Origin of the sequence: Nocardia sp. NPDC004860, from assembly GCF_040609015.1 — a bacterium.
Taxonomy (GTDB): Bacteria; Actinomycetota; Actinomycetes; order Mycobacteriales; family Mycobacteriaceae; genus Nocardia.
In genome coordinates this window covers 443,694-456,083 of record NZ_JBEXJI010000004.1, presented here as the reverse complement: position 1 = coordinate 456,083, position 12,390 = coordinate 443,694, and the positions used below count along the sequence as shown (strand labels likewise).

Genomic DNA, 12,390 nt, shown 5'->3' with positions numbered 1-12,390 from the left:
GACCGCACGCGGTCAGGCATCCATCTTTTTCAGGGCCTTCTGGACGGTGAGGTAGGTGCGGGTGGTCATGTCCTTGCCCCAGGCCTTCTCGATGGTGGCCATGAAGCCGGTGGTGCTGGGGTCGGTGTTGTCGATGACGGTGAGCAGTGCGGCGGCGGGCTTGTCGTAGCGGACGACGCGGACCGGGGAATCCTCGGGGAAGTCGGGGATGGACTTCGGGTGCTCACGGACGAAGGTGACCGTCAGATAGGTTTCGCGGCCGTGGGCGAGGCCCGCGAAGGGATCGGAGTCGACCAGCGCCTGGAGTTGGGCGCGGCTGCGGATCAGGGTGCCGCCGGGGATGCCCAGTTCGGCGGTCAAGGCCTGCTGGATCTTCGATTCCAGGGCGGGCACGTTCGTGTCGTCGGACCGGAAGACCACATTGCCGCTGGCCAGCAAGGTGCTCACTTTTGCGAACCCGAGACCCTCGAATACACCGCGCAGTTTCTCGCCGCGCATGTTGGGGTTGGTCGGCATGATCCCGCGCAGGAAGGCGGCGTACTGGTGCATGGCCGTGAACCTACCTGCGCGGGGTGACAGCGTCAGGACGCGGCGATGCCGCTCTTCTTGCGTTCGATGTCGGCGAGCGCCGCCATGTGGGCGGCACGGGCCTCGGCAGCGGCGTCCCAGGTGTCCTTGCGGTTCTTGACCGCCCGGGCGGGAGCGCCGACGCAGATGGAGTAGTCGGGGTAGTCGCCCTTGACGACGGCGTGCGCGCCCAGCACGCAGCCGCGGCCGACCCGGGTGGAGCGCAGCACGGTGACCTTGGCGGCGATCCAGGTGTCGGGGCCGATGCGCACCGGGGACTTCACGATGCCCTGGTCCTTGATGGGCAGGTTGATGTCGTCGGTGACATGGTCGAAGTCGCAGATGTAGCACCAGTCGGCGACCAGGGTGGATTCGCCGATCTCGATATCGAGGTAGGTGTTGACGACATTGTCCTTGCCGAACACCACCTTGTCGCCGATCCGCAGCGAACCCTCGTGGCAGCGAATGGCATTACCGTCGCCGATGTGCACCCAGCGGCCGATCTCCAGCCGGCCCAGTTCCGGGGTGGCGTGGATTTCGACCCTGCGGCCCAGGAAGACCATGCCGCGCAACACCACGTGCGGATTGGCCATCTTGAACTTGAACAGCCGGTAGTAGCGCACCAGATACCAGGGCGTGTAGGCGCGATTGGCGAGAACCCACTTGAGGGACGCAGGGGTGAGGAAACGCGCCTGCTCCGGATCACGGCGGCGCGACCCCCGCCAACGCGAGCGCAACGGTGCGCCCCACATGCTCGTCACGAACTACTCCCTGTGTTCACCGGTCGTTTCAACGAGGGTATCCGCCCCCTTCACAGGGCGTGAAAGTAGGCTGTGCTCCGGCTGTAGCGGCCCGGCGAGAAACTACAGACTTCCGTACTGGCAGAAGGGACACCAGCAGGTGCGAAACGGCAGGCGGCGGACCGGACGTGAACGACGCACCCGCACCGGGGCGAAGGTGCTGGCCCTGGCGAGCACCGGGCTGTTCACGCTGACCGCGTGCGCGTACGGCAGCACCAAGGTCGACGATATCGGCGTAGGCCCGGGCAAGGGGTGGCCGCTGGCCTTCCACGACGCGCACAACAGCGGGTCGAGTCCGGTCACCGGGTCGCGGAAGCTGGCGCTGAATTGGTCTCGGCCCGTGGGCGGTCCGGTCGCACAGCCGGTGACCATCGGCGGCGACGGGCAGCTGTACGTCACCACCCGCGCCAATGCCTGCAGTATTGCCTCGTTCCAGATGCCGACCGGGCGCAAGCGGTTCTGCAATCCGATGGGCCCCAGCGCCGTCGACGGCGGCTCCGCGGTGGACGGCATCGGCAATGTGTATGTCGGCGACGACGGCGCGGTGAACTCCTTCAACAATCTCGGGCAGCCGCGCTGGCGCACCCAGGCCGCCGGGACACCGGTGTCGGTGCAGTTCACCGGTGACGGAAATGTCCTGTCGGTGACCCAGTCCGGGCAGGTGGACGTGCTCAGCCGGCAGACCGGCGATCGGCAGGTGTCCACCTTCCAGCTGCTCGGCGAGCCCGACTTCCTGACCAACCCGTCGCTGAGCCGGCCGCCGGACCGGCAGGGCCTGGAGGACTGCGCGACCGGCGGGCCGCAGTGCCCGATCGCGAATGTGTCGGCGGTGGACCAGAAGTCGGGGCGGTTCTACGCGACGGTGTGGAAGCCGGGCGACAAGGCGGCCGCACTGATCGCACTCACCTACGGCGGCAAGGACGTTCACGTCGACTGGACCGCGCAGCTGCTCGAACAGGGCAGCGCCACCAGCCCGGCGCTGTCGGCCGACGGGTCCACGGTGTACGTCGGCGACAACACCAACCGGCTGATGGCCGTGGACGCCGCCACCGGGCACACCAAATGGGTGCAGGATCTGGGTTTCCCGGCGCGCGGCGGCATCTCGGTGGCCGACGGACTGCTGGTCCCCGCCGGCGACGAGGGGCATCTGGTCGCGCTGCGCGACAGGGGGAACAGCGCCGAGATCGCTTGGGAGCGTAAGGATCTGGAGCTGCGCGGGCGGCCGGTGCAGACGGCGGGCGGGACCGGGTACACGGTCGCGCCGATCGGCGACAAACTGACGCTGGTCACCTTCGACACGAAGACCGGCGCCACGGTGCAGTCGAACGAGCTGCCCGGCGCGGAGGGCACGACCGTGGCCACCGCCGTGGGCGATCAAGGCGAGGTCGTGGTGACCACCCGCATCGGCGAGCTGTTCGTCTTCAAACCCGAGAAGTGACGCCGCTTCGAACCCGAGAATTGACACCGTGTCCGGCTTGACCCTGACGCGGGGTCAACCCTCCATCCTGGTGCCAGGAGCCTCCCGGACCGACCGGACCAGCTCCGGGATGGAGAAGAACGATGACAACGGCCGAACCGATCACCGCCCCGGCGATCCGGGTGCGGGGTCTCGAGAAGTCGTACGGACAGCTCGAAGTGCTGCGCGGTGTGGACTTCGATGTGGAGCGGGGCAGCATCTTCGCGCTGCTCGGCTCCAACGGGTCGGGCAAGACCACCACCGTGCGGATCCTGGCCACGCTACTGAAGGCCGATGCGGGAACGATCGTGGTCAACGGATTCGACGTCGCCACGCAACCGGCCGACGTGCGCGAATCCTTCAGCCTCACCGGGCAGTTCGCGGCCGTCGACGAGATCCTCAGCGGGCGGGAGAATCTCGTCCTCGTCGCCAGACTGCGCCACCTCGCGCAGCCGGGCGCGATCGCGGATGACCTGCTCGAGCGCTTCTCACTGACCGACGCCGGCGCGCGGAAGGTGTCCACCTATTCGGGTGGGATGCGCCGCCGCCTGGATATCGCCATGAGCCTCATCGGGAATCCGCCGGTGATCTTCCTCGACGAGCCGACGACCGGACTCGATCCCGAGGCACGCCTCGAAGTGTGGCAAACGGTCGAGGAGCTCGCCGGCCACGGCACGACGGTACTGCTCACCACCCAATACCTCGACGAGGCAGAACAATTGGCCGACCGAATCGCGATCCTGCACCGGGGCCGGATCATCGCCGACGGCACCCTCGCGGAACTCGAGCGACTGCTCCCGCCCGCCACCGTGGAGTACGTCGAGAAGCGGCCGACGCTCGAGCAGATCTTCCTCGCCATCATCGGCGACGATGCCACCAGCGACGTCGCCGGCACAAACCCTTAGGAAAGACGATGCCTTCCAACTTCTTCGGCGACACCGCCGCACTCACGGGCCGGACCCTGCGGCATGTCACCCGCAGCCCCGACACCATCATCACCACCGCGATCGTGCCGATCGCCATGATGCTGCTGTTCGTCTATGTGTTCGGCGGCGCGATCAACACGGGCTCGGAAAAATACGTCGACTACATGCTGCCCGGCATCCTGCTCATCACGATCGCATCGGGCATCTCCTACACCGCGTTCCGGCTGTTCATGGACATCAAGAGCGGGATCTTCGAACGCTTCCAATCGATGCCGATCGCCCGGTCGGGCGTGCTGTGGGCGCATGTGCTGACTTCGCTGATCGCCAACCTGATCTCGCTCGTGATCGTGGTGGGCGTGGCGCTGCTCATGGGTTTCCGCTCGGGCGCCGGAGTGGCGGCGTGGCTCGCGGTCGCCGGGATTCTGATCCTGTTCACCCTGGCGTTGACCTGGCTCGCGGTGATCCCCGGCCTGTCGGCAGGGTCGGTCGAGGGTGCGGGCGCGTTCTCCTACCCGCTCATCTTCCTGCCGTTCGTGAGCTCGGCGTTCGTGCCCACCGCGGGTATGCCCGGGCCGGTGCGCTGGTTCGCCGAGCACCAGCCGGTGACGTCGATCGTGAATACGATCCGCGCTCTGTTCGCCCAGCAGCCGGTCGGCGACAGTGCCTGGACGGCGCTCGCCTGGTGCGCCGGAATCCTGGCCGTGGCCTATGGATTCGCGATGGTCACCTACCGCCGGAAGATCGCCTGAGACAGGCTGAAGCCATGCTCACCATCAGCAGGCTGGCCGCCTACGCGGGGGTGACAGTGCGGGCGGTCCGCCACTACCACCGGATCGGGCTGCTGCCGGAGCCGGAGCGCGACCACTCCGGCTACCGCACCTACGACGCGGCGGCGGTGGTGCGGCTGATCCGGATCCACACCCTCGCCGCCTCGGGGGTGCCGCTGGCGCGCGTGCAGGAACTGCTCGACGCCGACCCGGAGGAGTTCGCCGAAGGGGTCCGGGCGATCGACAAGGAGTTACGCGCCGAGATCCGGCGGTTGCAAGAGACCCGGCAGCGGCTGGCCAAGCTGGCCGCCGGGGAGCAGCTGGCATTGCCGCAGCGCGTGGTCGATTACCTCGATCGGCTGCGGGGTCTCGGGGTCGAGGAGCGGTATATCGAGCTGGAGCGGGACGGTTGGATCATGATCGCCGCTCAGGTACCCGATCTGATCGACGCCGTGATCGCCAAGAAGCACGAGGAGCTGAACAACCCCGACATGGTGCGGCTCTACCAGCTCCTGAGTGGCGCGCTCGACTGGACGGTCGAGGACCCGCGGATCGTCGAGGTCGCGGACATCCTGGAGCGCTTGATGATTCACGCGACGACGGCCGCCGGGGGCGGCGGCCGATTCAGCGACCTGATGGACGATCATTTCGTCGACCTGATGGACACGACCATGCTCGAGACCTCGCCGGTCGCCGAGCGGCTCATGGCGATCCTGTCGGAGCGGGGTTGGAAGGGCTGGACCCGGGTCGAGCGGGTGCCGCCTCGGTCGTGAACCGCTACCGCAGGGTCAGCGCGAACGCGTCGACGTTCGCCGAGACGCGCTGCAGCAGATCGAGCAGCGTGCGGTAGTCGTCGGCGCTGAGGCCCTCGGTCACCGCCGTGCGTTGAATCCCGATGCGCTCCAGCAGTTTCGCGTGCGCGCCGATGCCGTCGAGGGTGAGGGCGTAGGTACCCATGGCATCGCGAACGACCCAGCCGCGGTCGAGCAGTGTGCCGACATATGGTGCGGCCGTAGGGTCCTGGGCGTTCAGGAACGGCGAGAGGGCCACATCGAGCGCGGTCGCGTCGAGTGCGCCACCGGAGAGGGTGTGCATGATCTGCCAGTGGCGGCGCAGCAGGCCCTCGGTGGCGAGCAGGGCGGCGAAGTTCCCTTCGAGGGTCTTGTCGATGTGCTTGAACCAGTAGCCGATCGGCTTCGGGGTGTCGGTCATGGCTGTCTCCAATCAGTTGTCACATTACATATACATGTACTTTAGCAAGTAATTGTACGATGGCAAGGGTGAAGGACAACGACCCCGCGATCGTCGCCATCGAGCGCGCCATGGTGGCCATCCGGCGCAGCCAGACCCGGCGTGCGCTCAGTAGATTCGCGGCCCGCGGGGGCGGACCGGCCGTCGATCCGACCCTCTTCGGCGTGCTCGACGCGGTCGAGGCGCGTGACGGGGAGGCCACCGTCACCGACATCGCGACCGCGCTGGGCGTGGATCAGCCCCGCGCCAGCCGCCTGGTGGCGCGTGCGGTCACCGAGGGCCTGCTGGAACGCCGTGCCGACCAGCACGATGCGCGCCGCATCCACCTGCAGCTGACGCCGGCCGCGCAGACCGCACTGAACCGCGCCCACGCCAACCGCCAGGCCGTCTTCGCCGAGGCGACCGCGGCCTGGGGCGAGCGCGACCGCACCGAATTCGCTCGGCTGCTCACCAGATTCGTCGCCGACTTCGGCGCCGTCAGCGACCGTTAGCGATCAGTCCGGCCGCACCGAATCGAGCAGGGTGGCCGCACGCTCGAGCATGGACATGAGCGCCTCGCGCTCGGCATCGGTGAACTCCGCGGCCAGCGCGCGTTCGACCGGGACCGCCCGCTTGTCGGCGGCGTGCATGATGGTGCGGCCTTCCTCGGTGAGCCGGGTCTCGAGCACATTGCGGTGCCAGGCGTGCGGCGTGCGCTCGATGAGGCCGCGCTCGCGCAGATTGGTGAGCACCGTGTTCATGGTGGGCGGCGTGACGCCGCAGCGCCGGGCCAGCTCGGCCGCCGAAATGCCCGGGTTCTCACTCAGCACGTAGAGGGCCGCGTACTGCGGAATCGTCACGCCCGCGGGTTTGAGGGCGGCGTTCTTCGCACCCATCAGCGCCTGCTCAGCGCGCTTGATGAAGGTCCCCAGGCGTTCTTCGACCGGCATCGACGTCACCCCCGGAATGATAGCTCATGCAGTTATTCGAATCTTGACGATCATTAGAGTTCTAATCTATCTTCGCTCTCGCACTCAGATGTCATCTCTATCCCCCGGGAGCGAAAGGTACGAACCATGTCCCACCCGATTCGCCGCTGGGCCGCGCCCGCGGTGACGGCGGCGCTGCTGCTGGCGTCGGCGGCGTGCAGCACCGGCGACGCGGCACCCGACCGCATCACCACCGTCACCGGCATTGCCGCTGGCGACGCGGGCCGGTATCTGATCGTGGTCGACATGACCAGCGGCGACCTCTACCGGGTCTCGACCGGACCGCAGCCGACCGTGCGACGGGTCGAGCGCACCGGCGGCGACGCGGTCGACGGCGACGGCCTGGAACTGCGCGGCGACACCCTGTGGGTGGTGCACAACAAGGGGAACGCCGTGTCCCGCTGGCGGCTCGGCGACGACGGCGCGAAAGCCGAACTGCAGCACCGCGTCACCGATCCCGCACTCGACATCCCCACCTCGATCGTGCACACCGGCGGCCACGCGCTGGTCACGGTCTCCCAGTTCGACAAGAACGGCCCCTACGGCAACGGCGTCCCCGCCGGCTTCCGCATCGTCGAGATCTCCCAACTCTGAAGGAGCACACCGTGACCCACCCCGTCATTCCCGAGAAGTACACCGACCTGCTGACCCGCCCGCTGTTCGCGCACCTGGCCACCCGCAATCCGGACGGCACCCCGCAGGTCACCCCGGTCTGGCAGATCTGGGACGGTGAGTTCCTGCGCTTCACCACGACCACCACTCGCGCCAAGCACCGCAATACCTCTCGCGACCCGCACGTGGCGGTGAGCATCAATGATCCCGAGGCTCCCTACCGCTACCTCGAGGTGCGCGGCGTCATCGAGCGCATCGACACCGACCCCGAGGGCGAGTTCTTCGACGTCCTGGCGCAGCGGTACGGCCTGGCCTACGACAAGCCCGTCGGCGACCATCCGCACCGAGTCGTCCTCGTCATGCGGCCCACCCACGTCAGCTATCAGGGCTGAAACAGCGCGAGCTACCGGGGCGGAGACGCCGCGTCAGGGCGTGGCGCAGAGAAAAACCGTTGCCGCCCGGCCGATCCGGGTGACGACCAGCGTATGTGGCTGGGAGCCTCGCGGTTTGAGCCGGGCACGGAGCGCATCCGGATCGATATCGACACCGCGCGCGAGGATCTCCAGCGGACCGCAGTCGCGCCGATGCAATTCCGCCCGTAGCGGCTTCTCCCGGAATTCCATGCGGTCCAGCACCCGGAACCCCCGCACACCCTCCGGAACCCGGTCACCGGTCAGGTACGCGATGCGCGGATCCAGCTGCCACAGCCCGTGTTTCGCGGCGTAGTGCCGCACCAGCCCCGCACGGACGACCGCCCCGTCCGGGTCGATGATCCACTGCCCCGGCTCACGCTCGGGGATATCGTCCGGGTCGGCATCGGTGAGTGTCCAGGGGGGTGCAGTGGACGAGAGCACGGTCGCACGACGGGTCACGCCCGGCTCCGCCAAACCCGGTGACCACAGGCAGGCTTCCCGCACCGCCCCGTCGAGCGAGACGACTTCGATCTCCCCGGCCCACCCGAGCTTGTCGAAATCCAGTCCGGGAGCGCACTTCACGGCCAGCTCCCGCCCGGCATACGCCGCGAGCAGATCCGGCAGCGGCGGCTGCAGCTTCGCCGGATCATGCGTCCGCCGCCCATCCGCCCGCCGCGCCGGATCGGCGATCACGACCTCAGCGGTACTGCACGGCACCAGCGCATCCGCCTTGACCAGCACCACATTTCGCGCTCTCGCCCCGGCGAGCGCCGCAGTGGATACGCTGCCGATCGTCGACGAGACGCCACGCCCCCGCTCGGCAACGTTTGCATCCCCGTGCTGGATCGCATCGCCCTCCGAGCGGGAATTCACCAGCGGCACACCGAGATTGTGCCGAGCCATCGCGAGACGTACGTCGTCGAGGTCGCTGCCGATCACGGCGGGGCAGACCTCGGCCAGGGCGGCCAATTCCGCGCCGATGGAGCAGGTGACATCGTGGACCGTGCGGCCTGCCAAGCGCTGGGCGCGGTGGCGAGCTACGGCCGACGGGGTGGCCTGCTGGAGGGCGTCGTCGGTGAAGAGCCACTCCCCCGCGCCGTCGAGTTTCGCTGTCGCGCGGCGGCGCAGGCGGACCGTCTCCACGAGGGCGGGGGCGTGGTCGCCGTGGTCGCGGCGGAGGCGCTCCAGGTCCTTGAGGAGCGAGGCGGGGGTGAGCGCGAAATCGCCTACCTCGGCCAGGGCGGCCGCGCCGGCCGGACTGGCGAGGTAGGCGATGTCAGCGCGAGAGAAGGCGTAGCCCACGGGGATTCGTGGACCGGCCTACTTGGCGGAGGCGCCGGGCTTCACGCCAGTGATCATGGCGTTGTAGAAGAACTGGCGGGGCACCACGTGGCGCAGCACCTTCTCGTCGAGGGCCGAGAACGCCAGCCACGCCTTGTACTGGGCCATGCGGTAGCGCCAGGTCAGCTTCTCGTCCGGGACGGCGGCCTCGAAGGTGCGCACCGGCCAGCCCCACAGGGCGGCGGCGAATTCCTCGGTCTTGGCCTGCACCTCGACGGCGCCGGCGCTGCGGGCCATGCGCTCGAGGTCGGACGGGTCGAAGGTGTGCAGGTCGACGACGGCCTCGAGGGCGGCGGCGCGGGAGGACTCGTCGAGCTCCTCCTGCGGGCGACGCCAGTCGCTGAGGAACGGCAGCTTGGTGATCTCGGTGGTGATCTTCCAGGTGATCTGGCCCAGCTTGCGGGCGTAGAGATTGCCGATGGTGGTCGGCTCACCCGCGAACACGAACCGGCCGCCCGGCTTCAGCACACGCAGGCACTCCTTGAGCGCCAGCTCCACATCCGGGATGTGGTGCAGCACGGCGTGGCCCACGACGAGGTCGAAGGTGTCGTCCTCGTAGGGGATGGTCTCGGCGTCGGCGACCCGGCCGTCCACGTCCAGACCCAGGTTCTGGCCATTGCGGGTGGCGACCTTGACCATGCCCGGGGACAGATCGGTGACCGAGCCGCGCTTGGCGACGCCCGCCTGCATCAGGTTCAGCAGGAAGAAGCCGGTGCCGCAGCCGAGCTCGAGGGCCCGGTCGTAGGGCAGCTCGGCACTCGGGGCGACGGCGTCGAAGCGGCCGCGCGCGTACTCGATGCAGCGTTCGTCGTAGGAGATGGACCACTTGTCGTCGTAGGTCTCGGCTTCCCAGTCGTGATAAAGGACCTGGGCGAGCTTGTTGTCGCTATACGCGGCCTGGACCTCCGCCTCGGTGGCGTGCGGGTTCGGCGCGGGGTCTTCAGGACCAACTGTCATGCAGGGCAGCCTAATGAATACCCCGGTGAACGGTGTTATCGGGCTGCTTAACGGCCGGTGAACCGGGCCGCATCCGGACCGTCGACCAAATAAGAACGTGTTCCAACCTGCTGATCTGCGGTGCCGAACAGATCCGCCCACTCGCGACGCGCGCGATCGTGGCCGTGCGTGCCCGCCTCGAACACCCGCTTGGCAGCGCCCAGGGCCGCGCGCGGACCATCGGTGAACTGCTTCGCCCACCGCAGGGCGGCGGCGAAGACGTCGTCGGGCGCGACCACCTCGTCGACCAGCCCGAGCGCCGCGGCCTCCTCCGGATCCACGAACCGGCCGCTGTACACCAGGTCCTTGGCGTGCGAGGGACCGATCAGCAGGCTCAACCGGCGGATACCGGCCAGCGGGATCAGCCCGGCCTTGATCTGCGGCAGGCCCAGTTTCACGTTGTCGCCGATGACGCGTCGGTCCGCGGCCAGGGCCAGCTCCAGCCCAGCGCCGAGGGCGTATCCGCTGATGGCGGCCACGGTCGGCTGCGGCAGCCGGGCCAGGCAGCCCAGCGCCGACTGGAAATCTCCGGCCATGGCCTGCGCCTGCTCGGGGGTGAGCCGGGCCAGTTCGGCCAGTTCGTCACCGGCGGAGAACACCCGCTCGTCGCCGTAGACCACCACGGCCGCGATCGACGCGTCGGCCGCGATCTCCTCGGCGGCCGCCGCCACCTCCAGCGCCACCTGGAGATCGATCAGATTCATCGGCGGGCGTGCGATGCGGAGCACGGCGACATGCTCCGCCACACCCCGGTCCACGGTCACGAATTCGGCCACAGCCGATCACCCTACTTCGAGCCCCCGGCACCGGGACGCCCCGCCCGGGCGGGCGCTACTCGGGTCGCTGCGAACCGCGGATACGCGAATTGTCGGGCAGCTCGGCGAAGTAGCGGTCGGCGTGCGGGAACGCCAGCGCCGGACCGCCGCCCGACGGGTCGTACACCGGCATGATCGGAGTGATGTCCCGGCCGGCCGCGAGAATCTCGGCGGTGGAGGCGAATTCGTTCAGCGCCGCGAGCTGGGTCCAGGTCGGCGGCAGCAGCACGTCCACGCCCTCGCGCCAGCGGCCGATGGCCTCGGCGGGGGTGCACCAGGCGACCACCTCGGCCTCGGAGGTGGCGCCGTCGGCGAGCTGACCCTCCGGCAGCACCGCGACGAAGAAGCGGGTGTCGTAGCGGCGCGGCTCGATCACCGGGGTGATCCAGTTGTCCCACGGGCGCAGCAGGTCGGCGCGCAGCACCAGGTTCTCGCGGGTGAGGAATTCGGCGAAGGACAGCTCGCGGCGTTCCAGCTGCCCGCGCGCTTCGGCGTAGACCGCGGTGTCGCTGACGACGCTGTCGGCGGTCGGTCCCGCCAGCAGCACCCCGCACTCCTCGAAGGTCTCGCGCACCGCCGCGCAGACCAGCGCCTGGGCACGGCCGGCGTCGATGCCGAATCGCTCGGCCCACCAGGCGGGTTCGGGTCCGGCCCAGTCCAGTGCGATGGACGCGTCGGACGGGTCGACGCCGCCGCCGGGGAAGACGGTCATGCCGGCCGCGAAGGCCATGCCACCCACTCGACGCTGCAGGAACACCTCGGGCCCGTGCGCACCGTCGCGCACCAGCATGACCGTGGACGCGTCCTTGACGGGCGGGGCCGCGGGCTGGGATTCGGACTGGGCCATTGCTTCGCTCACCTTTCGCACCATAACCGTTGCCCCGGCTAAGCGATACACGCGCTGCGGGTTCGCCGGTCACTCGGTCACATGGACTGATGGTCAGTCGGTCACACGGACTGATCCGGTGCGGGTTTCGATGACGGCCCGACCGGCGTCATCGCGGCGGGTCCAGGTGCCCTCCACCTTGCCATTGCGATAGTCCTGCACCTGGCTGATCACCGCGCCGGTGTCGTCGGTCCAGGTAACCAGGAAGATGCCAGCCGCGATGGACGCAACCGCGACCGGCGCGCTCGACCGGCTTCCGGTATCGGCGGCGATAGCGGTCAGGGTGCGCCCGTCCGCCGAGAAGACAATGGTGCCGCCCGCTCCGCTGTCATAGCTGAGCTGCACCGTTCTACCGTTCAGGTCCGACGGGACCGTGGCCCGGCCCAGGGTCTCCGCGGCGTGCGAATTCGAAACCCGCTGGGCGGCCGGTGGATCGGCCACGCAGCCGGTGGCGACGACCGCGATGGCCAGAATCGTGATGGCGCCGATGTTCCGGCCCACAGCCAGCTCCCTCCATCCGCGTCAGTTGCGGACAGTTTGCCCGGCGGTGGCGGCGGATGCAATCGCAGCGCGCCGCGGTTCGCGAGACAGG

Annotated in this window: 16 protein-coding genes; 7 read left to right on the top strand and 9 right to left on the bottom strand. The window is 68.7% G+C overall.

Going from position 1 to position 12,390, the window contains the following annotated elements:
- Window positions 1–12: 12 nt before the first annotated feature.
- Entirely contained in the window at window positions 13–549 is a 537-nt protein-coding gene (locus ABZV44_RS12450; RefSeq protein WP_354835157.1) for a DUF1697 domain-containing protein, read from the bottom strand.
- 32 nt (window positions 550–581) lie between these two features.
- Window positions 582–1,328 carry an acyltransferase gene (locus tag ABZV44_RS12445; RefSeq protein ID WP_354835156.1) on the bottom strand — a complete coding sequence of 249 codons (747 nt, stop codon included), beginning with the start codon at window positions 1,326–1,328 and terminating at the stop codon, window positions 582–584.
- 139 nt (window positions 1,329–1,467) lie between these two features.
- On the opposite strand from ABZV44_RS12445, the gene ABZV44_RS12440 reads away from it, so the two are divergent.
- From ABZV44_RS12440 to ABZV44_RS12425, 4 genes are all read left to right on the top strand, one after another.
- Window positions 1,468–2,805 carry a PQQ-binding-like beta-propeller repeat protein gene (locus tag ABZV44_RS12440; RefSeq protein ID WP_354835154.1) on the top strand — a complete coding sequence of 446 codons (1,338 nt, stop codon included), beginning with the start codon at window positions 1,468–1,470 and terminating at the stop codon, window positions 2,803–2,805.
- 122 nt (window positions 2,806–2,927) lie between these two features.
- A complete protein-coding gene (locus ABZV44_RS12435) occupies window positions 2,928–3,728 on the top strand; it encodes an ATP-binding cassette domain-containing protein (RefSeq protein ID WP_354835152.1) in 801 nt (266 codons plus the stop codon).
- 8 nt (window positions 3,729–3,736) lie between these two features.
- Window positions 3,737–4,498, top strand: coding sequence for an ABC transporter permease (locus tag ABZV44_RS12430; protein WP_354835150.1), 762 nt, complete (start codon window positions 3,737–3,739; stop codon window positions 4,496–4,498).
- Between the two features lie 14 nt (window positions 4,499–4,512).
- Window positions 4,513–5,289, top strand: coding sequence for a MerR family transcriptional regulator (locus tag ABZV44_RS12425; protein WP_354835148.1), 777 nt, complete (start codon window positions 4,513–4,515; stop codon window positions 5,287–5,289).
- Window positions 5,290–5,293: 4 nt separating this feature from the next.
- On the opposite strand, the gene ABZV44_RS12420 is transcribed toward ABZV44_RS12425, so the two are convergent.
- Window positions 5,294–5,728, bottom strand: coding sequence for a hypothetical protein (locus ABZV44_RS12420; RefSeq protein ID WP_354835146.1), 435 nt, complete (start codon window positions 5,726–5,728; stop codon window positions 5,294–5,296).
- Between the two features lie 68 nt (window positions 5,729–5,796).
- On the opposite strand from ABZV44_RS12420, the gene ABZV44_RS12415 reads away from it, so the two are divergent.
- Window positions 5,797–6,258, top strand: a complete 462-nt coding sequence (locus ABZV44_RS12415; RefSeq protein WP_354835144.1) for a MarR family winged helix-turn-helix transcriptional regulator — start codon at window positions 5,797–5,799, stop codon at window positions 6,256–6,258.
- Window positions 6,259–6,261: 3 nt separating this feature from the next.
- On the opposite strand, the gene ABZV44_RS12410 is transcribed toward ABZV44_RS12415, so the two are convergent.
- Complete coding sequence (locus tag ABZV44_RS12410) at window positions 6,262–6,696, bottom strand: MarR family transcriptional regulator (RefSeq protein WP_354835354.1); 435 nt, start codon at window positions 6,694–6,696, stop codon at window positions 6,262–6,264.
- A 126-nt stretch (window positions 6,697–6,822) separates the two neighbouring features.
- Here ABZV44_RS12410 and ABZV44_RS12405 point away from each other — a divergent pair, with 126 nt between their 5' ends.
- Both ABZV44_RS12405 and ABZV44_RS12400 read left to right on the top strand, forming a co-directional pair.
- Window positions 6,823–7,329 (top strand): hypothetical protein, encoded by a 507-nt coding sequence (locus tag ABZV44_RS12405; protein ID WP_354835142.1) that lies wholly within the window; start codon window positions 6,823–6,825, stop codon window positions 7,327–7,329.
- Between the two features lie 11 nt (window positions 7,330–7,340).
- The gene (locus tag ABZV44_RS12400) at window positions 7,341–7,739 is read left to right on the top strand and encodes a PPOX class F420-dependent oxidoreductase (protein WP_354835140.1); all 399 of its coding nucleotides are present in this window, start codon (window positions 7,341–7,343) and stop codon (window positions 7,737–7,739) included.
- A gap of 33 nt (window positions 7,740–7,772) precedes the next feature.
- Here ABZV44_RS12400 and ABZV44_RS12395 read toward each other — a convergent pair whose 3' ends face one another.
- The 5 genes from ABZV44_RS12395 to ABZV44_RS12375 all read right to left on the bottom strand — a co-directional run bounded on the left by ABZV44_RS12395 (window position 7,773) and on the right by ABZV44_RS12375 (window position 12,299).
- Window positions 7,773–9,062 (bottom strand): class I SAM-dependent methyltransferase, encoded by a 1,290-nt coding sequence (locus tag ABZV44_RS12395; protein WP_354835138.1) that lies wholly within the window; start codon window positions 9,060–9,062, stop codon window positions 7,773–7,775.
- Between the two features lie 18 nt (window positions 9,063–9,080).
- Window positions 9,081–10,058, bottom strand: a complete 978-nt coding sequence (locus tag ABZV44_RS12390) for a class I SAM-dependent methyltransferase (protein ID WP_354835136.1) — start codon at window positions 10,056–10,058, stop codon at window positions 9,081–9,083.
- A gap of 47 nt (window positions 10,059–10,105) precedes the next feature.
- Complete coding sequence (locus ABZV44_RS12385; RefSeq protein WP_354835134.1) at window positions 10,106–10,873, bottom strand: enoyl-CoA hydratase-related protein; 768 nt, start codon at window positions 10,871–10,873, stop codon at window positions 10,106–10,108.
- Window positions 10,874–10,928: 55 nt separating this feature from the next.
- Entirely contained in the window at window positions 10,929–11,759 is an 831-nt protein-coding gene (locus tag ABZV44_RS12380) for an NUDIX hydrolase (protein ID WP_354835352.1), read from the bottom strand.
- A gap of 93 nt (window positions 11,760–11,852) precedes the next feature.
- The gene (locus ABZV44_RS12375) at window positions 11,853–12,299 is read right to left on the bottom strand and encodes a hypothetical protein (protein WP_354835132.1); all 447 of its coding nucleotides are present in this window, start codon (window positions 12,297–12,299) and stop codon (window positions 11,853–11,855) included.
- Window positions 12,300–12,390: the final 91 nt, after the last annotated feature.

Coding starts and splice junctions, on each gene's coding strand:
- ABZV44_RS12450 (WP_354835157.1), bottom strand. CDS start 549: ATGCACCAGTACGCCGCCTTCCTGCGCGGGATCATGCCGACCAACCCC.
- ABZV44_RS12435 (WP_354835152.1), top strand. CDS start 2,928: ATGACAACGGCCGAACCGATCACCGCCCCGGCGATCCGGGTGCGGGGT.
- ABZV44_RS12430 (WP_354835150.1), top strand. CDS start 3,737: ATGCCTTCCAACTTCTTCGGCGACACCGCCGCACTCACGGGCCGGACC.
- ABZV44_RS12425 (WP_354835148.1), top strand. CDS start 4,513: ATGCTCACCATCAGCAGGCTGGCCGCCTACGCGGGGGTGACAGTGCGG.
- ABZV44_RS12420 (WP_354835146.1), bottom strand. CDS start 5,728: ATGACCGACACCCCGAAGCCGATCGGCTACTGGTTCAAGCACATCGAC.
- ABZV44_RS12410 (WP_354835354.1), bottom strand. CDS start 6,696: ATGCCGGTCGAAGAACGCCTGGGGACCTTCATCAAGCGCGCTGAGCAG.
- ABZV44_RS12405 (WP_354835142.1), top strand. CDS start 6,823: ATGTCCCACCCGATTCGCCGCTGGGCCGCGCCCGCGGTGACGGCGGCG.
- ABZV44_RS12390 (WP_354835136.1), bottom strand. CDS start 10,058: ATGACAGTTGGTCCTGAAGACCCCGCGCCGAACCCGCACGCCACCGAG.
- ABZV44_RS12380 (WP_354835352.1), bottom strand. CDS start 11,759: ATGGCCCAGTCCGAATCCCAGCCCGCGGCCCCGCCCGTCAAGGACGCG.